Source organism: Nocardioides sp. NPDC127503, assembly GCF_040302165.1.
Classification (GTDB): domain Bacteria; phylum Actinomycetota; class Actinomycetes; order Propionibacteriales; family Nocardioidaceae; genus Nocardioides.
The window spans coordinates 55,834-77,888 of sequence record NZ_JBEORH010000005.1 but is presented as its reverse complement, the minus strand read 5'-3'; the positions used below and the strand labels follow the sequence as shown (position 1 = coordinate 77,888).

The window sequence follows — 22,055 nt, the reverse complement described above, 5'->3', positions numbered from 1 at the left end:
GCGGCGAGAAACCGATGTGCGGTCGAGGGGTACGCCGGGGGAGAATGGGTGACCTCATGTCCGAGTCCGACCAGCCCGCCGCCACCTCCGTCGCGATCACCTACCCTGCCGAGCTGCCGGTCACCCAGCGCCGCGAGGACATCGCCGCGGCCATCCGTGACCACCAGGTCGTGATCGTCGCCGGTGAGACCGGGTCGGGGAAGACGACGCAGCTGCCCAAGATCTGCCTGGAGCTCGGGCGCGGGTCCGCCGGGCTGATCGGCCACACCCAGCCGCGCCGGATCGCGGCACGGTCGGTGGCCGAGCGGATCGCCTCCGAGCTCAACACCTCGCTAGGGGACCTGGTCGGCTACCAGGTGCGGTTCATGGACAAGTCCTCGGCCGCCTCGCGGATCAAGCTGATGACCGACGGCATCCTGCTCGCCGAGCTGCAGCGCGACCGCGACCTGCGCCGCTACGACACGATCATCATCGACGAGGCCCACGAGCGGTCGCTGAACATCGACTTCCTGCTGGGCTACCTGCGCCGGCTGCTGCCGCGGCGGCCGGACCTGAAGATCATCATCACCTCGGCGACGATCGACCCGGAGCGGTTCGCGGCCCACTTCGCCGAGCCGTCGGGGGAGCCGGCGCCGATCATCGAGGTCTCCGGCCGCACCTATCCGGTCGAGGTCCGCTACCGGCCGCTGATGGAGCTCTCCGAGGAGGACGAGGAGGGCGAGGTCGTCGTCCGCGACCAGACCGAGGCGATCGTCGACGCGGTCAAGGAGCTCTCGGCCGAGGGGCCGGGTGACGTCCTCGTCTTCCTGCCCGGCGAGCGCGAGATCCGGGACGCGGCCGACGCGTTGTCGGATGCGCTCGGGCTGAACAAGGGGCGCTCCGGGACGGGTCTCGTCGAGATCATCCCGTTGTTCTCGCGCCTGTCGGCCGCCGACCAGCATCGGGTCTTCTCGCCCCACACCGGCCGCCGGATCGTGCTCGCGACCAACGTCGCCGAGACCTCGCTGACGGTCCCCGGGATCAAGTACGTCGTCGACACCGGCGTCGCCCGCATCTCGCGCTACTCCGCCCGCACCAAGGTGCAGCGGCTGCCCATCGAGCCGATCTCGCAGGCCTCGGCGAACCAGCGGTCGGGACGTACGGGGCGGGTCGAGGCGGGCATCGCGATCCGGCTCTACTCCGAGGAGGACTATCTCGGGCGGCCGGAGTTCACCGACCCGGAGATCCTGCGCACCAACCTGGCCTCGGTCATCCTGCAGATGGCCTCGCTCGGACTGGGCGACATCGCCCGGTTCCCGTTCGTGGAGGCGCCGGACCGGCGCAACATCACCGCCGGCGTACAGCTTCTCGAGGAGCTCGGCGCTATGCACGGGCAGCGGCTGACGAAGCTGGGCCGCCGGCTGGCCAGGCTGCCGATCGACCCGCGGCTGGCTCGGATGGTGCTCGAGGCCGAGCGGCTCGGGTGCGTACGCGACGTCATCGTCGTCGCTGCCGCGCTCTCGCTCCAGGACCCACGCGAGCGGCCGGGGCAGGACCATCCCAAGGAGCAGGCGCAGGCCGACCAGCTGCACGCGCGGTTCAAGGACGAGACCTCCGACTTCCTCACCTGGCTCAACCTGTGGCGCTATCTGAAGCAGCAGCAGCACGAGCTCTCCTCCAGCGCGTTCCGGCGGCTGTGCAAGCGGGAGTTCCTGCACTACGTACGCGTCCGGGAGTGGCAGGACCTGGAGTCGCAGCTGCGTCAGGTGTGCCGGGAGATGAAGATCGACCTCGGCAAGGGGCACCGCGATGTCATCGAAGCCAGCGAGGACGCGGCCGAGGACAAGGTGACCTACGACGCCGACGGGATCCACCAGGCGCTGCTCTCCGGGCTGCTCTCGCACATCGGGGCGCTGGAGGAACGAGACAAGAAGGCGGAGGCGGCGGCCGGAAGGGACCGACGGCGGCCGGGTCCGCGGGAGTACGAGGGCGCCCGCGGGGCGAAGTTCGCGATCTTCCCCGGCTCGGCGCTGCACCGGAAGAACCCGCAGTTCGTGATGTCCGCCGAGCTGGTCGAGACCTCCCGGCTCTGGGCCCGGCAGAACGCCTCGATCAAGCCCGAATGGGCCGAGAGCCTCGGCCGTGACCTGGTCAAACGCACCTACTCGGAGCCGCACTGGTCGCAGAAGCGTGCCTCGGTGATGGCACGGGAGAAGGTGACCCTCTACGGCGTGCCGCTGGTCGCCGACCGTCCTGTCGCCTTCGGCAAGATCGATCCCGAGCTGAGTCGCGAGCTCTTCATCCGGCATGCGCTGGTCTACGGCGAGTGGCGTACGAATCACCGCTTCCTGCGCGACAACGCGAAGCTCGTCGAGGAGGCCGAGGAGCTCGAGCACCGCGCTCGGCGCCGCGACATCGTGGTCGACGAGCACGCGCTCTTCGACTTCTACGACCGCCGGCTGCCGGCCTCCATCGTCTCCGGCGCCCACTTCGACCAGTGGTGGAAGCAGGCCCGGCGGGAGGCGCCCGACCTGCTCACCTTCGAGCTGTCGATGCTCACCAACGACGCCGCGGGCGAGGTGACCGAGAGTGACTTCCCGGCCGAGTGGGACGCCGGGCCGCTCACGTTCTCGCTGAGCTACCACTTCGAGCCGGGCGCGGCCGATGACGGGCTGACGATCGACGTACCCGTCGCCACGCTCAACCGCGTCGGCGCCGACGACTTTTCCTGGCTGGTGCCGGGGCTGCGCGAGGAGCTGGTGACCGCGCTGATCCGGTCGCTTCCCAAGCCGCTGCGGGTCAGCTTCGTGCCCGCGCCCGACAAGGCGCGCGCCTTCCTGAAGGAGACGCCGCCGGGGGAGGAGCCGCTGCTGACCGCGCTGGAGCGCTGGGCGCGCTCGACCGCGGGCGTACACATCCCCCGCGAGGCCTGGGACTGGGACAAGGTGCCCGAGCACCTGCGGCCGACCTACCGGGTCGTCGGCGAGGACGGTCGCGAGACGGCGAAGGGCAAGGACCTCGATGCGCTCAAGGCTCCGCTCGAGGGCGAGTTCGAGGCTGCGATCGCCGAGGTCGCGGCGTCGGCTGGTCACACCCGCACCGGCGAGACGAGCTGGGTCTTCGGTGACATCGCCGCGACCGTGACCGAGAAGCGTGCCGGTCACGAGGTCACGGTCTTCCCGTGCCTCTCCGACGAGGGCACGACTGTCGGTCTCGTCGTCGCCGGATCCGCGGAGGAGGCCGAGGCACGTCATCGTCTTGGCGTCGTACGCCTGCTTCTCCTCGCTCTCCCGAATGTGGGCAAGCAGGTCGTCGACGGGCTCTCCACCATGGAGAAGCTCGCGCTGGCCGGATCGCCCTACCCGAGCGCCGCCGAGCTCGTCGAGGACTGCCGCGCCGCCGTCGTCCGTCAGCTGGTCGATGCCCGTCCGCTGCCGCGGACCCAGGAGGCGTACGCCGCCGTCCTGGCCGCCGCCGGCACTCCGGCCGACCTGGTCGCGGCCGTCCGCGCGGTCCTGGCCGACGTGATGCGGGCGCTCGAGGCGTATCGCGAGACCGACAAGGCGCTCTCCGGGCGGGCCGACATGTTCCAGCTCCCCGCGCTGACCGACATGAAGGACCAGCTCGCGCGGCTGGTGCACCGTGGGTTCGTCGCGGAGGCGGGCGCTCAGCAGATCAGGCGGTATCCGACCTATCTGAAGGCCATCGTCGAACGCCGCCGCAAGCTCGACGCCGACCTGCGCGCCGACCGGGCGACCCACGACCGGATCGCGTCGCTCCAGGACGCCTACCTGCACCAGGTCGAGGCGCTGGCCGAGGGCCGGCCGCCCGGTCCGCGGCTGCGCCAGGTGCGGTGGATGCTCGAGGAGTACCGCGTCCAGCTCTGGGCTCAGCATCTCGGCACCGCCGAGAAGGTCTCCGACGCGCGGATCCGCAAGCTGCTGGGGTAACGCCGCAAGGCTGTTACATGCGGGCGGCGGCCGCTACGCTCGATCCGATGTCCAGAGAGTTTCATTCGCCGATGCGTCCCGGGGACGGCTTCTTCGACTCCCTCCTCGGGGGCGCCGACCCTGCCCTGGTGCAGGAGGCGGCCGACGCGGCGGCGACGGCGCTCGTACGTGGGGCGCGGGACAGCGACGACCCCGCTGTCGCCGAGCGGATCCTGCATCTGGCCGAGTCCGAGGGCATCGAGACGATCGCGGAGGTCTGGTCGAGCTCGCCGGCTGAGTCGCTGGCCGGCTGTCTGTGGCGGCTCTACCTGCTCCGCAGCTGGGTCTACGCCGACCCGGTCGGTGCCGCGCGCGAGTTCGAGGCCGGGCGGGCGAAGGCCCAGGTCGCGCAGGTCGTGGCTGGTGTCGCGGAGCCTCCGGGCCCGCAGGAGCTCAAGGCGATGGTCGACGAGGTGCTGCGCGGCATCGCCGGCAGCGACTTCGCCGTGGTGCTTCTCCGTGCCGCGGCGTTCTCCCGCGTCATCGCCGCGGGGCGGGCGGCCCTGGACCCGGACGCGGACGCGAAGGACGTACGCAACATGCTGCAGCTCTCCGAACAGCTCGAAGCGGCGGGTCACGCGGAGCTGGAACAACGATTGCTCTGAGGTGCTGTAGCCTCCTGTCCGCTTTGATGCGGAGGAGGTTGGGGGCACCGTTACACTGGTGACCGAACACGTCGGGCTGCGGCAGCCCCGGGTCCCAACTTCAGCCGCTTCGAGCGGCCTTGCGCCGTGAGGCGCTCCCGGTCCGGCGTGTTCATCATCTTTTCGGTGCACCTCGGCTGGGCGGCCATGACGCCAGCCACCGACCAAGGAGCCGAAGTGACCGACACCCAGCCCGCACCGCGCGAGAGCGCCATCTCCTACGAGCCCGAGATCGGTGACGGCAACGCCGACCCGGGCGAGGTCGTGTGGGGCTGGGTGCCCTACGAGGACGACGAGACCCAGGGCAAGGACCGGCCCGTTCTCGTGATCGGCCAGAAGGCCGGCGTACTCCTGTCTCTGATGCTGACCAGCAAGGACCACGACCGCGACGAGGCGCAGGAGGCGCGGAACGGGCGGCACTGGATGGACGTCGGCACCGGCGGCTGGGACCGCCAGGGCCGGCCCTCCGAGGTGCGCCTGGACCGGCTGATCCGGATGGATCCCGCGGATGTACGCCGTGAGGGCGATGTGCTCGCCAAGGAAATCTTCGATGATGTGATCAAGGCCGCACGCGATCACCTCGCCTGAGGCCGGTCCTGGAGCATCCTTCTCAGGAAGTGTCCAGGTACGTATCGTAAAGTGAATCGCTGGTAAACCGGGTCTGTGGTTGCATCACAGACCCGGTCCTGGTGTTGAGATGGAGGAAATGGTGCGGCGCACGCGGCTGGCAACGGCGCTTCTGGTGACGGTTCTCTCGGCGTCCCTCGCCGCCTGCGGTGGCGGTGATCCGGCCTCGAAGCCGTCACCGAGCACCACGACGAAGGCGCCGACCAAGGTGAAGCTCGTCTTCGGGGTCTCCGGCCACAAGACGCTGGTCGACACCTACAAGCAGCTGGCTGCCGAATACACCCAAGAGGTCCCCAACGTCACCGTCGAGGTGAAGTCCTGGCCGACCGCCGACCAGCTCACCGCAGCGGTCAACAGCGGCGAGAAGGTCGACGTGGTGCTCACCCCGCGTGCCGACGTCGCCGCGTTCGCCGAGGACAAGCGGATCCAGCCCGTCGACACCCTGCTCGAGGCTCGCAACGTCGACTTCGGCGACAAGTACTCCCGCGAGGCGATGGAGGACTTCTCCGTCGAACGCCGCCTCGAGTGCATGCCCTACTCGGTCTCCCCGCAGGTCGTCTACGTCAACACCGGGCTGATCGACTTCGACGCCATGAAGGAGGAGGGCCTGCCCACCCCCAGCGTCCGGGCCGATGGCTCCCTGCGTGGCTGGACCGTCGAGCAGTTCAGCTCGGCGATGACGTATGCCGCCGAGCACAACAAGGGCGTCCGGGGCACCTACGTCGAGCAGAACCTCACCGCGCTGATGCCCTGGCTCGCCGGCGCCGGCGCGACCCTCTTCGACGACCCGCTGGCTCCGACGACCACCGCGCTCGAGGATTCGGCCGGGGCCTACGAGGACCTGGTCGAGGCGATGACCCAGCCCAACGTGCTGGCCACCGCGAAGGACCTCAACGGGCGCACTCCGTTCCAGGCATTCAAGCAGGGCCGCCTGGTGGCGCTGGTCGGTGACCGTTCGCTGGTCTCGGACCTTCGGGCGACCGACGCGATGGAGTGGGACGTGATGCCGATGCCGGGTGGCAACGGCACCACCGGCGACTACGCCGGACTGTGCATGGGCTCGGAGACCGCCGACCCCGACGCCACCGCCGACTTCCTCACCTACCTCATCTCGACCGAGTCGGTCGTGAAGATGGTCCGCACCGGCCACTTCGTGCCGGTCAACTCCGAGGTCGGCTACGCCCCGGTCTTCACCCAGCCCGAGCGCAACCCCAAGAACGCTCGCATCTTCACCGACACCGTGCGTGACATGCAGGTCCTCCCCGAGGCCACCCAGCTCGCCCAGCTCCAGAAGGTCGCCGCCGTCGCCGTACGAGGCTCCTTCGCTGTCGCCGAGCCCGATCAGATCGAGGACTACGCGGTCCAGATCGACGAGCTCTCCAAGACCGTCTTCCCCCAGCCCACGCCGCTCGCTTCTCCGTCCCCCTCCATCTCACCCAGCTCGTAGCCGCCGAGGCGTCACCCCGGTCGCCCGAGGCGTCACGTACGTCGGTCGAGAAGTCGGTTAGGTCGGTCGAGCCGTCACGTCGACGCCAGCTCGGCCGTCCTGGGTGACGCTTCGGGCGACGTACGTGACCTCTCGGCCGACGCGCCTGACGTCTCGCCAGGGGGTCTACGCCCGGGTCAGGCTTCGATGTCCGCGTGCAGGACGGCGTCGGTGAGGAGCGGGGCGGTGAGGGCGATCTGCCAGCCGCGGGCGCCGAAGCCGGAGAGGAGCTCGATGATGTCGTCGAGCAGGGCGCCGGGGTCGCGGGTCTTCGGGGGCGTCCACATGGCGCGGCGCAGGAAGTCGGGAGTGAGCAGGTTCTCGGCAGGGAGGCTGCGGGCCTCGGCGAGGGCGTTGACGGACTCACGTGCCAGCGCGAGACGACGGGCGGCGACGGGATCCTTGTCGGCCCACGCGCGCGGCGGGGGAGGACCGTCGGAGCGTGGCGACCGCACCGGGAGCTCGTCCTCCTCCATCGTGACCGCGCGGTTGAGCGCCTTCACCCAGGAGGTCGCGTAGCGCTCGGCGCCACGGCCGTGGAAGCCCTTCAGCCCGAGCAGCGCGCCCTTCTCCTGCGGGAGATCCTGCGCGGCGGCGACGATCGCGGCGTCGGGGATGATCCGGCTCGGGGTGACGTCACGCTGCTGCGCGATCCGGTCGCGCTCGGTCCACAGCTCACGCACCGCGGCGAGGCCGCGGCGGCCGCGGACGCGGTGCATGCCGGAGGTGCGTCGCCAGGCATCGGTACGCACCGGCGCCTCGAACCCGCGCAGCCAGTCGAACTCCTGGCGGGCCCAGGCGTCCTTGCCCTGCGCGACGAGCTCGGCAGCCAGCGCCTCGCGCAGCTCGACGAGGACCTCGACGTCGAGCGCGGCGTACTCCAGCCAGGCGTCCGGCAGCGGACGGGTCGACCAGTCGGCCGCGGAGTGCTCCTTGAGCATGGTGAAGCCCAGGACCGTCTCGACAAGAGTGCCGAGCCCGACGCGCGGATAGCCCAGCAGCCGTCCCGCGAGCTCGGTGTCGAAGAGGGCGGAGGGGTGCAGGCCGAGGTCGCTGAGACAGGGGAGGTCCTGGGTGGCGGCGTGCAGGATCCACTCGGTGCCCTCGAGCGCGTCGACCAGCGGCTGCATCGTGGTCAGCCCGATCGGGTCGATCAGCCAGATCCCGGAGCCTTCACGGCGCAGCTGGATCAGATAGGCGCGGTTGGAGTAGCGGTAGCCGGAGGCGCGCTCGGCATCGATCCCGACAGGACCCGAGCCGGCGGCGATGGCGGCAGCGGCCTTGACCAGGCCCTCGTCGGTGTCGGTCACCGGAGGCAGCCCGTCGCGCAGGGTCAGTAGTGGCGCCGGAGCAGCATCTTCTGGTGTGTCCGGCCCCGTCTCGGCCTCGGTGTTGTCTTCGATCACGCGCCTCGCTGCCCTCGCCGGCTCGGTATGACGGTGACGCCCTCCGGCACCGGAGGAAGTCCCGCGGCCGTGCAGAGCAGCTCGCCCCATGCCTCGGTGTGTGGTCGCAGGTCCAGGTCGCCCGAGGCCGTGCCGACCGGCGTCCAGGAGGCGCGGATCTCGATCTGCGCAGTGCCGTCCTCGTCGGCCATCCCGCCGTAGGACTCGGTGGCGACGCGGGTCACGGTGCCCGCCGCGGCGACGTGCTCGGCGCCGTGACCGGAGAGCGCGTCGAGGAGCCAGGACCAGCCGACCTCACCCAGCAGCGGGTCGCTGATGTGCTCGACGTCGATATCAGCCCGTGCGTATGCCACCAGGCGGAACGTGCCGGGCAGTCCGTGCACCGTGCCCCAGGCGTCGTTGCCGTCGGGGTCGTGCAGCAGGATCAGCCGTCCGGTCGCCACGTCGACGTCGTCGACGGTCACCTCGGCGGAGAGCGCTGCGGCGTACGGAGCGATCCGCTGGGGCGCCGGCATCTCCTCGGCCAGCACCTCGGGTCTAAAGGTCGCGGCGCGCATCCCTTCCGCGGCGGACCGGAACACGGCGGGACCGGTCTCCGGTCCCGCGGCGGGACGCGACTCTCCACGGACGACCATGTGAACAGGGTATGTCTTCTGCGCGATTCGCGATGTGCGTACACGCCGCACCGGATGGGACCATTGCCAGGTGGCCGCTGAACACACCTCTGGGAAGACCCCCGACCTGCTCGCATCTTCCCCGTTCCTGCAGGCGCTCGCAGGGCAGAAGCCGAGCCGTACGCCGGTGTGGTTCATGCGCCAGGCCGGCCGGTCGCTGCCCGAGTATCTGAAGGTCCGCGAGGGCATCGGCATGCTCGAATCGTGCCAGGACGCCGACCTGATCACCGAGATCACCCTGCAGCCCGTACGCCGCTACGGGGTCGACGCGGCCATCTTCTTCTCCGACATCGTGCTGCCGCTGAAGGCGGTCGGGGTCGACCTCGACATCAAGCCCGGTGTCGGCCCGGTCATCGCCAATCCGGTGCGCACCCTGGCCGACGTGGAGGCGATCCCGGACCTGACGCCGGAGCACGTCACCTACATCACCGAGGCCGTCCAGAACCTCACCGGTGAGCTGGCCGGCATCAACGGCGGCACCCCGCTGATCGGCTTCGCCGGCGCCCCGTTCACCGTCGCCTCCTACCTGGTCGAGGGCGGCCCCTCGAAGGAGTACGCCAAGACCAAGGCGCTCATGTTCGGTGCCCCCGATGTGTGGGACGCCCTCATGCGCAAGATCGCCGGGATCTCCGGCGCGTTCCTGGAGGTCCAGGTCCGCGCGGGCGCCTCCGCGGTGCAGCTCTTCGACTCCTGGGCCGGCGCCTGCACGCCCGCCGACTACGAGCGTCACGTGCTGCCCTACTCCACGCAGGTGTTGACCCGGATCGGCGAGCTCGGCGTCCCGCGGATCCACTTCGGCGTCAACTCCGCCATGCTCCTTCCGCTGATGGGCAGCGCCGGTGCCGAGGTCGTCGGTGTCGACTGGCGTACGCCGCTGGACTGGGCGATCACCCAGCTCGGCGACGACTTCGGAGTCCAGGGCAACCTCGACCCCGCCCTCGTCTTCGCGCCCACCGAGGTGATGCTCGAGCAGGCCGGGAAGATCATCGAGACCGGGCGGCGCGCCAAGGGCCACATCTTCAACCTCGGCCACGGCGTCATCCCGACCACCGACCCCGACCAGCTCGCCCGGCTCACCGAGTTCGTGCAGAGCTACGAGCCGGCCGAAGGCTGAGTCGAGGGCTGCGAGCGGGCAGCCGTCTCGGCCAGCAGGTCGAGGAGGCTGCGCGCCCCCGAGGTCGTACGCGCGTTGTGCCGTCGCACCGCGACCATCGTGACGCGTGAGCGATCTCCGGCGAGGGGACGTACGGTGATGTGCCCGCCGGTCTCGCGTGGGTCGCCGACGACGCTGTAGTCGGGCAACAAGGTCAGTCCGAGGCCCTCGCCGACCATCATCTTGCCCATCTCGGCGCCGTCGGTGGCGTGCCAGTGGTGGGGGAGGTCCCGGCCGAAGACGCGGTGGGCGAAGCGATACATCAGGTAGCCCGAGCGCATGCCGACGAACGGCTCCTCGCGAAGCTCCTCGACGGTGATCTCCTCGTACGAGGCGAGCGGGTGGACTGCGGGCAGCACGACGATCGGCCGCCCGTGGAGAAGCACGCTGCCCTCGACCGTCGGCGGCAGATCGTCGCCGTCGAGCAGGTTGACCAGGCCGATGTCGATCGTGCCCTCGACGAGGGCGAGGTAGATGTCCTCCTGCACCATCGTGCGCACCTCGACGCTCGTCCGCGGATGCTCGTCGGCGAATCGCCGCAACGTCGGTAGCAGCACGGTCGAGGTGCCGGCGTGGACGGTGCCGACCCGCACCGAGCTGACCCCGGCGTGCTGGTCACCGGCGGCCAGGCGGAGGCGGTCGACGGCCTCCAGGACGTCGGCCATGGAGTGCAGCAGGTCCTGGCCCTCGCGACTGATCCGTGCCCCGGCGCGGCGGCGGTCGAGCAGCGTCACGCCGAGCTCGCGCTCGAGCTTGGTGATCGCCTCGCTCAGGGCGGGCTGGGAGATGTGGAGCTGCTCGCTCGCGCGGCGCAGCGAGCCGTACTGGGTCACGGCCGCGATGTACTCCAGCTGCTCGATCCTCACGCTGTCCTCTCGTCGGTCGGTGATCGGTCATCCCGAGCGGGTGATCGGTGATCGCTGGCGTCCAGCCCGCCTCACGCTGTCTATTCTCCAGTAATTTGGTCGACTAAAGACGGAAACGTTCACGACGCAAGACTGAGAGGGCGCGATGACAACCGAAGCTGTACGCAACGCCGCGGAGTTCGGCGCGGCACCCACGACCCCGGAGGGCTGGGTCGACCGTGCCCGCGAGGTGGCCACCAGGCTCTCTGCGGACGCGGTCGCCCGCGACCGGGCCAACCAGGTCCCGACGTACGAGGTGAACCTGCTCAAGGAGAGCGGCCTGGTCACCCTGCTCGGCCCGTCCGAGCACGGCGGAGCCGGCCAGGACTGGACGACCGCGCTGCGCGTGGTCAGGGCGGTCGCGGCGGGCGACGGCTTGATCGGGCAGCTGCTCGGCTACCACTACCTGTGGGCCTGGGCGGCGCGGCTGGTCGGCAACCCGGAGCAGATCGCCGCCGTCGAGCAGCTCTACACCGAGAACAACTTCTTCTTCGGCGGCGCGGTCAACCCGCGCGACGATGACCTGGTGATCAGGGTCGAGGGCGACGAGCTCGTCTTCACCGGCCGCAAGTCGTTCTCGACCGGCGGAAGGATCTCCGACCTGACCGTGCTCGAGGGGGTCATCGAGGGCACCGAGAAGCACGTCTTCGCGATCGTCCCGACCCAGCAGGAGGCCATCGTCTTCGCCGGCGACTGGGACAACCTCGGCCAGCGGCTCACCGAGTCCGGCGGTGTCGAGATCAACGGCGTGCGGGTCCCCTGGGAGTCCGCGGCCGGCTACGTGAAGCAGGAGGACGGGACGTACGACTTCGTCCCGCGGGTCTACAACACGCTCAACGTGCCGATCATCCAGCTCATCTTCACCAACTTCTACCTAGGGATCGCGGAGGGTGCCCTGACGACCGCGGCGACCTACACCCGCGACACCACCCGCGCCTGGCCCTACGCCGGAGACGTCAAGGAGACCGGGAGCGAGGAGTTCTACATCCAGGAGACGTACGGCGACCTCACTTCGAAGCTGTGGGCGGCCCAGGCGCTGGCCGAGCGGGCGGCGGGCCTGATCGAGGCCATCAACGCGCACGCCGACGAGGTCACCGAGCAGGAGCGTGGTGAGGCGGCGGTCGTGATCGCCGCGGCCAAGCAGGTCGCGATCGACGTCGGCCTCGAGATCGGCACCAAGGTGTACGACCTCACCGGTGCCCGGGCGACCTCCAACAAGGTGGGTCTGGACATCTTCTGGCGCAACATCCGCACCCACTCGCTGCACGACCCGGTGGCGCACAAGCGGGCCGAGGTGGGCCGCTACGCGCTGCTCGGGGAGATCCCCGCGCCGACCTGGTACACGTGAGCCGGCCCTGGGTGATCTGTAGGGCCTCTCGCCTCGACACCGCCTGATAGGCGGCACCTATCACGGGATCTGGGCCACTGATCAGCACGGCCGGTGGTCCACATCGGGAGACCCGGTCCCGCCGTCTGTTTAATCAGATAAGTTTAGTAGACATTAGCGATCCAAGGAGACCAGCATGACTTCACCGGCAACTGAGCCCCTGAAGTTCGCCTACTGGGTGCCCAACGTCAGCGGCGGCCTGGTGGTGAGCAAGATCGAGCAGCGCACCGACTGGGGCTACGACTACAACAAGAAGCTGGCTCAGCTGGCCGAGAACAACGGCTTCGAGTACGCCCTGTCACAGGTGCGCTACATGGCCTCCTACGGCGCGGCCTACCAGCACGAGTCCACCTCGTTCTCGCTCGCGCTGCTGCTGGCGACCGAGCGGCTCAAGGTGATCGCCGCCGTCCACCCGGGGCTCTGGCAGCCCGGCGTACTCGCCAAGTTCCTGGCCACCGCCGACCACATCTCCGGCGGACGCGCGGCCGTCAACGTCGTCTCCGGCTGGTTCAAGGACGAGTTCATCCAGCTCGGCGAGCCCTGGCTCGAGCACGGCGAGCGCTACCGCCGCTCGGAGGAGTTCATCCGCTACCTCCGCGAGATCTGGACGAGCGACGCCGCCGAGCTCAACGGCGACTTCTACCGGCTGCACGACTTCGACCTGAAGCCGAAGCCGCTGGCCAGCGAGGGCCGTCCGCACCCGGAGATCTTCCAGGGCGGCAACTCCTCCGACGCCAAGGCGATGGCCGGCCGGGTCTCGGACTGGTACTTCGCCAACGGCAACACCCCCGAGGGCCTGGCCGCGCAGATCAGGGACGTCAACGCGGTCGCCGAGCCGCTCGGCCGCCGGGTCCGGTTCGGGATCAACGGCTTCATCGTCGCCCGCGACACCGAGAAGGAGGCCAAGGACACCCTGCGCGAGATCATCGACAAGGCCGACCGCGAGGCCGTCGAGGGCTTCGGGTCCGCGGTCAAGCAGGCCGGGCAGTCGACCGGTGACAAGACCGGGATGTGGCAGGACTCCAGTTTCGAGGACCTGGTGCAGTACAACGACGGCTTCCGGACCGGGCTGATCGGCACGCCCGAGCAGGTCGCCGAGCGGATCGTGGCGCTCAAGCGCGCCGGCGCCGACCTGATCCTGGGCGGCTTCCTGCACTACCTCGAGGACGTGGCGTACTTCGGCCAGCGGGTGCTGCCGATCGTGCGCGAGCTCGAGGCGCAGCAGCTGGAGTCCGTGGCTTGAGCACCACCGAGATCGCCCGCCTCGACGCCGAGACCGCGCCGCTGGTGGCGCGGCGGCTGGCCGACGAGCTCGCGCTCGGCGACGGCGGACGCGACCGGGTCAGGGCGCTGCCCTACGACCAGGTCAAGGCGTACGCCGCTGCCGGGCTCGGCGCGCTCACCGTCCCCCTCGAGTTCGGTGGTCCGGCGCTCCCTGCGACGACCGTGGCGGAGGTGTTCCGGCTGGTCTCGTGGGGTGATCCCAACGTCGGCCAGGTCCCGCACAGCCACTTCGTCTTCCTCAACCAGCTCCGGCTGAACGGCACCCGCGAGCAGCAGCAGCGGATCTACAGCGAGGTGCGGGCCGGAGCTCTGGTCGCCAACGCGCAGTCGGAGTTCGGCACCAAGCACGTGCGGGACATCCGCACGACCCTCACGCCCGCTCGGGAGGAGGGGGAGTGGCTGCTGAACGGCGAGAAGTTCTACTGCACCGGCTCGCTCTTCGCCGACTATCTCGCCGTGCTCGCGCGGCGTGACGTCGACGGGCCGTTGCAGGTGGCGTGGGTCCGTACGGAGACCGACGGCGTCGAGATCGTCGACGACTGGGACGCCGTCGGGCAGCGTACGACCGGGTCGGGCACGGTGCGGCTCACCGATGTCTCCGTGGCCGAGGAGTGGGTGACGCCGTTCGCGGTCACCTTCGACGTCCCGACGACCTACGGCGCCTTCGCCCAGCTGCTGCACGCGGCCATCGACGCCGGGATCGCCCGTCGCGCTCTCGACGAGGCCTCCGAGTTCGTACGCACCAAGTCCCGTCCCTACGCCGACGCCGTCGCGCTCGCCGGAGCTGAGACGGCCGCGCAGGACCCGCTGGTCGTCCAGGCCTTCGGCGAGATGGAGCTGGCCGTACGCAGCGCCGAGGCGCTCCTCGCCGAGGCCGCGCGACGCGTGGACGAGGCCGACGCCGACCTCACCGAGGCGTCGGCCGCGGAGGCGAGCCTGGCCGTGGCCGCCGCCCGCGCGTCGACGGCCAAGGTGTCGGTCGACGTCACCAGCCGGCTGCTCGAGGTCTCTGGCACCCGGGCGGCTCTGACGTCCACCAACCTCGACCGCCACTGGCGCAACGCGCGCACTCACACCCTCCACGACCCGGCCGCGTGGAAGGTCCAGCACCTCGGGCGGTGGGCCGTCGACGGCACCGCACCGCCGCGTCACGGCCAGATCTGACATCCCTACATCCCCCTCGAAAGGCAGCAGCGATGAGCACCCTCAAGTTCCACTGGTTCCTCCCGACCAACGGCGGCGACGGCCGTCACGTGATCGGCGGCGGTCACGGCGTCAGTGCGCTGGCGTCGGGCCGCCCCGCGACGGTGCCCTACCTCGGCCAGATCGCCCGCAGCGCCGAGCAGCTCGGCTTCGAGGCGGCGCTGACGCCGACCGGCGCGTGGTGCGAGGACGCCTGGGTGACGACCGCGATGCTCAGCTCCCTCTCGGAGCGGCTGAAGTTCCTGGTCGCCTTCCGGCCCGACTCGGTCTCGCCCTACCTGGCCGCGCAGATGGCGGGCACCTTCCAGAACCTGTCCGGGCAGCGGCTGCTCCTCAACGTCGTCACCGGAGGTGAGGACCACGAGCAGCGGATGTACGGCGACTTCCTGGCCAAGGACGAGAGGTATGAGCGGTGCGGGGAGTTCCTGCACATCGTCCGCCGGCTGTGGGCGGGGGAGACGGTGACCTTCTCGGGCAAGCACCTCTCGGTGGAGAACGCGCGCCTCGAGCAGCGGCCGACGCCGGTCCCGGACGTCTACTTCGGCGGCTCCTCGCCCGCCGCACTGGAGGTCGCCGCCGACTACGCCGACGTCTACCTGACCTGGGGCGAGCCGCCGGCCGCGGTCGCGGAGAAGATCGCGAGGGTGCAGAAGCTGGCCGCCGACCGGGGGCGCGAGCTCCGCTTCGGGATCCGGCTGCACTCGATCGCGCGCGAGACCTCGTCTGCCGCGTGGGCCGAGGCCGACCGGCTGCTGGAGAACATCTCGGACGAGGACATCGCACGGGTCCAGGCCGGGCTCTCCCGCAGCGTCTCGGAGGGGCAGCGGCGGATGCTGGAGCTCAACCAGGGTTCGCGCGACGGGCTCGAGGTCTACCCCAACCTGTGGGCGGGCGTCGGCCTGGTCCGCGGTGGTGCCGGGACCGCGCTCGTCGGCTCCTACACCGAGATCGCCGACCTGATCGAGGCCTACCACTCCGTCGGGATCTCAGAGTTCGTGCTCTCCGGCTACCCGCACCTGGAGGAATCCTACTGGTTCGGCGAGGGCGTCCTCCCCGAGCTCGCCAGCCGCGGCCTGTGGTCCCATCCCGCCCCGGTCGCCGGCCGAGGGGCAGCGGTGCCCTTCGGTGCCGCGGCCCAGTAGGGAGGATCCTGATGTCTGCTGTCACCGCCAATCCGAAGCGGGTCGCGCTCGCGGCCTCGGTCGGCGCCACCATCGAGTGGTACGACTTCTTCCTCTACGGCACCGCCGCCGGTCTCGTCTTCGACCGGCTCTACTTCAACGGGCTCAGCGGCACCGCGGCGACCTTCGCCTCCTTCGGCACCTTCGCCGTGGGTTTCCTGGCCCGCCCGGTCGGAGGGCTGATCTTCGGCCACTTCGGCGACCGGATCGGTCGCAAGACCATGCTGATCTGGACGCTCGTGATCATGGGAGTGGGTACGTCGCTGGTCGGGCTGCTCCCGACGTACGACTCCATCGGGGTGCTGGCCCCGATCGCGCTCGTGGTGCTCCGGATCCTGCAGGGGATCGGCGTCGGCGGTGAGTACGGCGGCGCGGTGCTGCTGGCCACCGAGTACGCGCCGGCCGGGCGCCGCGGGCTCTACGGCAGCTTCGCGCACATCGGTGTCCCGGGCGGTCTGGTGCTCGCCTCCGGGGCGTTCGCGGTGGCGTCGCAGCTTCCCGACGAGGCGTTCCTGGCGTGGGGATGGCGGGTCTGCTTCCTGATCTCGATCGTGCTGCTCGCCATCGGCGCCTGGATCCGGCTCTCGATTATGGAGACGCCCTCGTTTCAGGAGGTGCAGCAGGAGAAGAAGGTCTCCAAGCTGCCGGTCGGGGAGCTCTTCCGGCGTCAGCCGCGCACGCTGCTGCTCGGGATGGGGACGCGGTTCGTGGAGGGGTTCACGTACAACCTCTACTCGGTCTTCCTGCTCTCCTACGCGGTGGCGGACGCGGGCCTGAGCCGGTCGGTGGTGCTCAACGCGATCATGGCCGGCGCGCTGCTGGGTGTGGTCATGACCGTCGTCTCCGGAGCGCTCAGCGACCGGTTCGGACGCCGCCCGGTCTACACGGTCGGGGCGGTGCTGGGGCTGGTGATCGCCTTCCCGGTCGCTGCCGCGGTGCAGTCCGGTGCGGTGGTGCCGTCGGTGGCGGCCTTCGTCGGTGGGCTGGGCCTGGTCTACGGCACCGTCTACGGGCCGCTGGCTGCGTTCTGGAGCGAGCTGTTCGACACCCGCTACCGGTTCTCCGCGCTCAACGCGCTCTACCAGATCTCAGGAGTGGTGGCCTCCGGGCTGACGCCGCTGATCGCGGCCGGCCTGGTGGCGCTCTCCGATGACCGCTCGCTGTGGTGGGTGGCCGGCTACAACGTCGTGGTCGCCGTGATCAGTCTGACCTGCATGTGGCTGCTGCCGGAGACCCGTGGCGAGAGGCTGCGGGACACGGCCGTCGACGAGGCGCGGGCTGTGCCCGCGAGAGAGGTGGTGGCGTGATGTCCGGTCCGCTGCGTACGAATCAGGATCTCGACCCGGCCGCGTTGCGGCAGGCCTTCGGGGTCTTCCCCAGCGGGGTGGTGGCGGTCGCCGCGGTTGTCGACGGACGTCCCGTCGGTCTGGCCGCGTCATCGTTCACCTCGGTGTCCCTGGACCCGCCGCTGGTCTCCTTCTCCGTGGCCCGGACCTCGAAGACGTGGCCGGACCTGCGGCGCTCCTCGCACCTGGGTGTCACCGTCCTCGCCGAGCACCACGGCGAGGTCTGCCGCCAGCTCGCCGGCCCCGTCGACTCCCGCTTCGACGGCCTCGTGGTCAGCTCATCCCTCGACGGAGCCCTCACCCTCGACGAGGGCCTCGCGCAGTTCGACTGCACCGTCTACCGCGAGGTCGAGGCCGGCGACCACATCGTCGTACTCCTCCAGCTCCACGCCGCCGACCACGGCGCCGGCCAACCCCTCGTCTTCCACCGCTCCAACTTCGGAAAGCTGGCCAGCTGACCCCCTCGCGCCGAGGCGTCAGGTACGTCGGCCGAGACGTCACTTCTGTCGGCCGAGTGCGCACTTCGGTGCCGTCTCGGCCGACGCGGGTGACGCCTCGGCACTAGGGTGCGGCTGTGGATACCTTCGGAGTCGCAGCCCTCGTCGGTCTGATCCTGCTCTACTTCGTGATCGAGTCGTCGGCGAGCAGAACTCGAGCGGAGTTCACCCGCCGGCTGAACAGACTCGAGGAGAAGGTCGACCTGCTCCTGAAGCACGATGGGCTGGAGGAGCCGCCGGCGCCGCGCCAGGACGAGGTCGTCGCGCTGGCGCGCGCGGGCAAGAAGATCGAGGCCATCAAGGTCTACCGGGAGGCGACCGGTGTGGGGCTGCTCGAGGCCAAGGAAGCGGTCGAGCGGCTCACCTGATCCAGGCGATCAGGGGGATGCGAGACTTCTCCTGTGCGTGTCATCGTCGTCGGAGCAGGGATCGCCGGGCTGACCGCGGCCCGCGATCTGTCGCTGAAGGGCCACCGGGTCACGGTGCTGGAGGCATCCGACCGGGTCGGAGGAAAGATCCGCGGGGAGTCCGTGGCCGGGCAGACGGTCGACGTCGGCGCCGAGGCGATGCTCAACCGCCGGCCCGAGGGCGTATCCCTGGCTCGTGAGCTCGGCCTCGACGTGGTCCACCCGACCGACGCGAAGTCTTCGATCTGGTCGCGCGGCGCGCTACGGCCGATCCCGCGGTCGATCATGGGCGTACCCCTCGACCTGGCCGCGTTGGAGTCCTCGGGCCTTCTCTCGGAGGAGACCCTGGAGGTCGTACGCCGCGAACCCACCCTCCCACCTGCGAAGACGGACGAGGACATCTCGGTCGGTGACTTCATCGCGTCGCGCTTCGGGGACGAGACGGCCGACCGGCTGGCGGAGCCGCTGCTCGCGGGTGTCTACGCCGGCCATGCCCGCGCGATCTCGGTGAAGGCGGCTGCCCCGCAGCTGTTCATGCTGGCCGAGAAGGGGTCGCTGCTGGAAGCCGCGGCCGCGCTCCCGAGCTCGACGGTCCCGGTCTTCGCCGGGATCGACGGCGGCATGTCCCGGTTGCCCGCGATCCTCGCCGGGGGCCTCGACATCCGGCTCAACACCCCCGTTGACACCGTCACCAGGACCCCGCAGGGCTTCTTGATCGAGAGCGGCGGCGTCGTGGAGGCCGCCGACGCCGTCGTGGTCGCGACACCCGCTCCGGTCGCCGCGAAGCTGCTCCGCTCGACCGCTCCGTCGGTCGCGCGCGAGCTGTCCGGGATCGAGACCGCGAGCGTCGCCGTGGTGACCTTCGCCTTCCCCGACCTCCCCGCGGAACTGGCCGGCAGGTCCGGATTCCTCGTCCCGCCCGTCGAGGACTGCGCGATCAAGGCCTCCACCTTCTCCTTCGCCAAGTGGGCCTGGGTGGGGGAGCGCGGCAACTACCTGCGTACGTCCATCGGACGCCACGGCGAGCCACCCTCGGACGATGACGACCGGCTCGTCGCCGACTCCCTGGCGGCCTTAGAGCAGATCGCCGGCATCACCGCGAAGCCGACAGATGTGCACGTCCAGAGCTGGGCCGACGCCCTTCCGCAGTATCCGGTCGGCCACCTCGACCGCGTCGCCCGCATCCGCCAAGGTCTCCGCGGCGTACCCGGTCTGGCCCTCGCCGGGGCCTCCTACGACGGCGTCGGAATTCCCGCCACGATCGGCTCAGCTCATCGCGCCGCGGCCGAGCTGGGGTGAACATCCCGCAGGAACTCGATGATCCCGTCGAGAGCTTCCCGGGCGGCCGGCGCGACCCCGGGGAGCGACATGAACCCGTGGAACGCGGTGTCGTAGTCCATGAGCGAGACGGAGGTCCCGGCGGCACGGAGGGCATCCGCATACCGCGTGCCGTGGTCGCGGATCGGGTCGTGCAGCGCCGTGATGATGTGTGCCTGCGGCAGGTCGGCGTGCGACGCAGCACGCAGGGGAGAGGCCTGCCACGACTCGTCCCCGTAGCGCTCGCCCATGTAGAGGTGTCCGAAGGTGCTCATCTGCGTCGAGGTGAGCACCGGTCCGTTGGCGTTGGCCGCCTCGGATGGGAACTTCTCGTACATCTCCACCGCCGGGTAGATCAGCACCTGCGCACCGATGGCGGGACCGCCCGCGTCACGTGCCATCAGCGAGACCACGGCCGCCAGGTTGCCGCCGGCGCTGTCGCCCATCACCGCGATCCGTGACGGGTCTCCGCCCAGGTCAGCGGCGTGTTTCGCGACCCACTCGACGGTGGCCCAGGCGTCCTCGACGGCAGCCGGGAACGGATGCTCCGGCGCCAGCCGGTAGGACGGCGCGACCACGATCGACCCGGTCCCCGCGGCCACGTGCGAGGAGACCCAGGCGCTCTGCTCCGGTGTCCCGAGACACCAGCCGCCGCCGTGGAAGTTGATGACGACCGGCGCAGACTCGCTGACGTCATGAGGCGTGTAGATCGCGAAACGGCGCCCGTCGACGTACGTCTCCTTGATCTCGACGTCCGCGGGACGGCCGAAGAGGAACGCGGTGACCGGCCCGGTGCGGAGCCCCTCGCGCTGGGCGCGCAGGGCGATCATCTCCTCGGCGTTCAGCGGTGTCTTGACCAGGCGCTCCTGGAGAAAGGCGAAGATGCGGGTACGCAGCGGCAGCATGCCCACACCCTAGAGGCCGGACGATGGAGCCCGAAGGGGATCGGCGAACGGCCGTAGCGCAAAATGGGGCCATGACCGACCCGCAGGCCGACATCAAGTCCAACGCAGCCAAGATCAACGAGCTCAACGACACGATCCGCTACACGATGTGGTCGGTCTTCTCCCTGGAGGAGACCCTCGGCGACGCCGACCGCAAGGCCGAGGCGGTCGAGGTCGAGGAGCTCTTCGCCGCCTTCGCGGGCGAGGACATCGTGGTGCGCGGCACCTACGACGTGGCCGGCCTGCGCGCCGACGCCGACGTGATGTTCTGGCTGCACGCGGAGTCCTCCGACAAGCTCCAGTCGGCCTACCACCGCCTGCGCCGCACCGCCTTCGGTGGCCGGCTCGTGCCGGTCTGGTCGCAGATGGCGCTGCACCGCCCCGCCGAGTTCAACCGGAGCCACCTGCCCGCGTTCCTCGCCGACGAGCGCACCCACGACTACGTCGCGGTCTACCCGTTCATCCGCTCCTACGAGTGGTATCTCCTCGACGACAAGGAGCGCCGCCGCCTCCTCGCCGAGCACGGCCAGATGGCGCGCGACTACCCGGACGTACGGGCCAACACCGTCCCGTCCTTCGCCCTCGGTGACTACGAGTGGATGCTTGCCTTCGAGGCCGACGACCTCTCCCGCATCGTCGACCTGATGCGCCACCTCCGCGGCTCCGAGACCCGCCGTCACGTACGCGAGGAGGTGCCCTTCTACACCGGCGCCCGCGTCGAGATCGGCGACCTCCTGGAGCGCCTTCCCTGACGCTCGCCTCACCGGTCAGAAGATCTCGGAAATTCACTGTCCGGCCCTGTACGTCTCCACTAACCTCATCTGTCGCGGTGGCTCCTGCTCGGGTTCGTGTGCCGATCCCGTCATGGGCTTATGACATGTCCGCATGACGACGGGGAGGGCTGAGACGTGGGGATGACCATCCCTGGGGAGCTGGATTTCGTACTCGACCTGCTCGGGTACGAGTGGCCGAACGTCAACGAGGACGCGGTCCGCGATGCCGCACAGCTGCTGCGAGGTCTGGAGTCAGACCTTCGCGGCACGCTCGACGAGCTGGAGATCCGGGTCAACGAGCTCGGCGACGGGGCCACGGCACAGTCGGTGAATGCGCTGATCAGGGCGTGGACCGATAACCGGACGGCCAACATGGATGGGTTGCTCGACGCACTGCCCGGGGTCGCAACGGGGATCGATGTCGCCGCTGATGCGATCGTTGCGCTGAAGATGAAGGTCATTGCCGAGCTGACGATCACGGCGGCACAGATCGCTGCAGCCGCCGCGACCGCTGTGGTCACGGGGGGCCTCAGCGTGGTCGGCAACGCAGCGATCATCGCCGCTCGGAAGAAGGCGCTCGACATCGCCACCGACATCGCGATGGAAGGGGTGATCGGTGAGGTCGCAAGCATGGTGACCGAGCCGCTGACCGGAACGATCACCGAACTCGCCATGTCGATCGCGGAGGCTCCGATCGTGACCGACGGCGAGGCGACCGCCGCGACCAAGCTCAGCTACGACCTGATGGAGCAGATCGCCACGGCGCTCAGCGACTGTGGCGCCGACCAGTACGACCTTTGCGCCACGTTCGCAGCCGAAGTTTCCGCCCTGCCCTTCTTCGAGTCCTAGGAGA

Annotated in this window: 19 protein-coding genes; 15 read left to right on the top strand and 4 right to left on the bottom strand. The window is 69.9% G+C overall.

The features are described 5' to 3' along the window. Positions 1-44 precede the first annotated feature (44 nt). The 4 genes from hrpA to ABTW65_RS12895 all read left to right on the top strand — a co-directional run bounded on the left by hrpA (position 45) and on the right by ABTW65_RS12895 (position 6,686). Positions 45-3,929 (top strand): ATP-dependent RNA helicase HrpA, encoded by a 3,885-nt coding sequence (gene hrpA / locus ABTW65_RS12910; RefSeq protein ID WP_502890569.1) that lies wholly within the window; start codon positions 45-47, stop codon positions 3,927-3,929. A gap of 47 nt (positions 3,930-3,976) precedes the next feature. Continuing rightward, positions 3,977-4,573, top strand: coding sequence for a hypothetical protein (locus ABTW65_RS12905; protein WP_350660585.1), 597 nt, complete (start codon positions 3,977-3,979; stop codon positions 4,571-4,573). Positions 4,574-4,789: 216 nt separating this feature from the next. Continuing rightward, complete coding sequence (locus ABTW65_RS12900) at positions 4,790-5,200, top strand: type II toxin-antitoxin system PemK/MazF family toxin (protein WP_350660583.1); 411 nt, start codon at positions 4,790-4,792, stop codon at positions 5,198-5,200. Between the two features lie 118 nt (positions 5,201-5,318). Next, entirely contained in the window at positions 5,319-6,686 is a 1,368-nt protein-coding gene (locus ABTW65_RS12895) for an ABC transporter substrate-binding protein (protein ID WP_350660582.1), read from the top strand. Between the two features lie 176 nt (positions 6,687-6,862). On the opposite strand, the gene ABTW65_RS12890 is transcribed toward ABTW65_RS12895, so the two are convergent. Next, positions 6,863-8,131 (bottom strand): HRDC domain-containing protein, encoded by a 1,269-nt coding sequence (locus tag ABTW65_RS12890; RefSeq protein WP_350660580.1) that lies wholly within the window; start codon positions 8,129-8,131, stop codon positions 6,863-6,865. Beyond that, positions 8,128-8,766: a DUF3000 domain-containing protein gene (locus tag ABTW65_RS12885; RefSeq protein WP_350660578.1), complete on the bottom strand. Its 639-nt coding sequence runs from the start codon at positions 8,764-8,766 to the stop codon at positions 8,128-8,130. Before ABTW65_RS12885 ends, ABTW65_RS12890 begins: the two co-directional genes overlap by 4 nt. A gap of 70 nt (positions 8,767-8,836) precedes the next feature. On the opposite strand from ABTW65_RS12885, the gene hemE reads away from it, so the two are divergent. Next, positions 8,837-9,919, top strand: a complete 1,083-nt coding sequence (gene hemE, locus ABTW65_RS12880) for a uroporphyrinogen decarboxylase (RefSeq protein ID WP_350660576.1) — start codon at positions 8,837-8,839, stop codon at positions 9,917-9,919. Here the strand turns inward: hemE and ABTW65_RS12875 are convergent. Further along, positions 9,898-10,824 carry a LysR family transcriptional regulator gene (locus ABTW65_RS12875; protein ID WP_350660574.1) on the bottom strand — a complete coding sequence of 309 codons (927 nt, stop codon included), beginning with the start codon at positions 10,822-10,824 and terminating at the stop codon, positions 9,898-9,900. The genes hemE and ABTW65_RS12875 overlap by 22 nt on opposite strands. Positions 10,825-10,969: 145 nt before the next feature. On the opposite strand from ABTW65_RS12875, the gene ABTW65_RS12870 reads away from it, so the two are divergent. The 8 genes from ABTW65_RS12870 to hemG all read left to right on the top strand — a co-directional run bounded on the left by ABTW65_RS12870 (position 10,970) and on the right by hemG (position 19,467). Continuing rightward, the gene (locus ABTW65_RS12870) at positions 10,970-12,211 is read left to right on the top strand and encodes an acyl-CoA dehydrogenase family protein (protein ID WP_350660572.1); all 1,242 of its coding nucleotides are present in this window, start codon (positions 10,970-10,972) and stop codon (positions 12,209-12,211) included. Positions 12,212-12,386: 175 nt separating this feature from the next. Further along, on the top strand, positions 12,387-13,493 hold the full coding sequence (gene sfnG, locus ABTW65_RS12865; protein ID WP_350660570.1) for a dimethylsulfone monooxygenase SfnG: 1,107 nt from the start codon (positions 12,387-12,389) through the stop codon (positions 13,491-13,493). After that, positions 13,490-14,698, top strand: a complete 1,209-nt coding sequence (locus ABTW65_RS12860) for an SfnB family sulfur acquisition oxidoreductase (RefSeq protein WP_350660568.1) — start codon at positions 13,490-13,492, stop codon at positions 14,696-14,698. The genes sfnG and ABTW65_RS12860 overlap by 4 nt, the downstream gene beginning before the upstream one ends. Positions 14,699-14,730: 32 nt before the next feature. Continuing rightward, positions 14,731-15,879, top strand: a complete 1,149-nt coding sequence (locus ABTW65_RS12855; RefSeq protein WP_350660566.1) for an LLM class flavin-dependent oxidoreductase — start codon at positions 14,731-14,733, stop codon at positions 15,877-15,879. Between the two features lie 11 nt (positions 15,880-15,890). Further along, positions 15,891-17,225 carry an MFS transporter gene (locus tag ABTW65_RS12850; RefSeq protein WP_350660564.1) on the top strand — a complete coding sequence of 445 codons (1,335 nt, stop codon included), beginning with the start codon at positions 15,891-15,893 and terminating at the stop codon, positions 17,223-17,225. Continuing rightward, positions 17,225-17,722: a flavin reductase family protein gene (locus ABTW65_RS12845; RefSeq protein ID WP_350660562.1), complete on the top strand. Its 498-nt coding sequence runs from the start codon at positions 17,225-17,227 to the stop codon at positions 17,720-17,722. The genes ABTW65_RS12850 and ABTW65_RS12845 overlap by 1 nt, the downstream gene beginning before the upstream one ends. A gap of 116 nt (positions 17,723-17,838) precedes the next feature. Continuing rightward, the gene (locus tag ABTW65_RS12840; RefSeq protein ID WP_350660560.1) at positions 17,839-18,129 is read left to right on the top strand and encodes a ribosomal protein L7/L12; all 291 of its coding nucleotides are present in this window, start codon (positions 17,839-17,841) and stop codon (positions 18,127-18,129) included. Positions 18,130-18,162: 33 nt separating this feature from the next. Next, positions 18,163-19,467 (top strand): protoporphyrinogen oxidase, encoded by a 1,305-nt coding sequence (gene hemG, locus ABTW65_RS12835; protein WP_350660558.1) that lies wholly within the window; start codon positions 18,163-18,165, stop codon positions 19,465-19,467. On the opposite strand, the gene ABTW65_RS12830 is transcribed toward hemG, so the two are convergent. Beyond that, positions 19,440-20,390, bottom strand: a complete 951-nt coding sequence (locus ABTW65_RS12830) for an alpha/beta hydrolase (RefSeq protein ID WP_350660556.1) — start codon at positions 20,388-20,390, stop codon at positions 19,440-19,442. The two genes, hemG and ABTW65_RS12830, sit on opposite strands and share 28 nt — an antisense overlap. A gap of 71 nt (positions 20,391-20,461) precedes the next feature. On the opposite strand from ABTW65_RS12830, the gene hemQ reads away from it, so the two are divergent. Then, a complete protein-coding gene (gene hemQ / locus ABTW65_RS12825; protein ID WP_350660553.1) occupies positions 20,462-21,181 on the top strand; it encodes a hydrogen peroxide-dependent heme synthase in 720 nt (239 codons plus the stop codon). A 162-nt stretch (positions 21,182-21,343) separates the two neighbouring features. After that, complete coding sequence (locus ABTW65_RS12820) at positions 21,344-22,051, top strand: WXG100 family type VII secretion target (RefSeq protein ID WP_350660551.1); 708 nt, start codon at positions 21,344-21,346, stop codon at positions 22,049-22,051. The last annotated feature ends 4 nt before the right edge of the window (positions 22,052-22,055 follow it).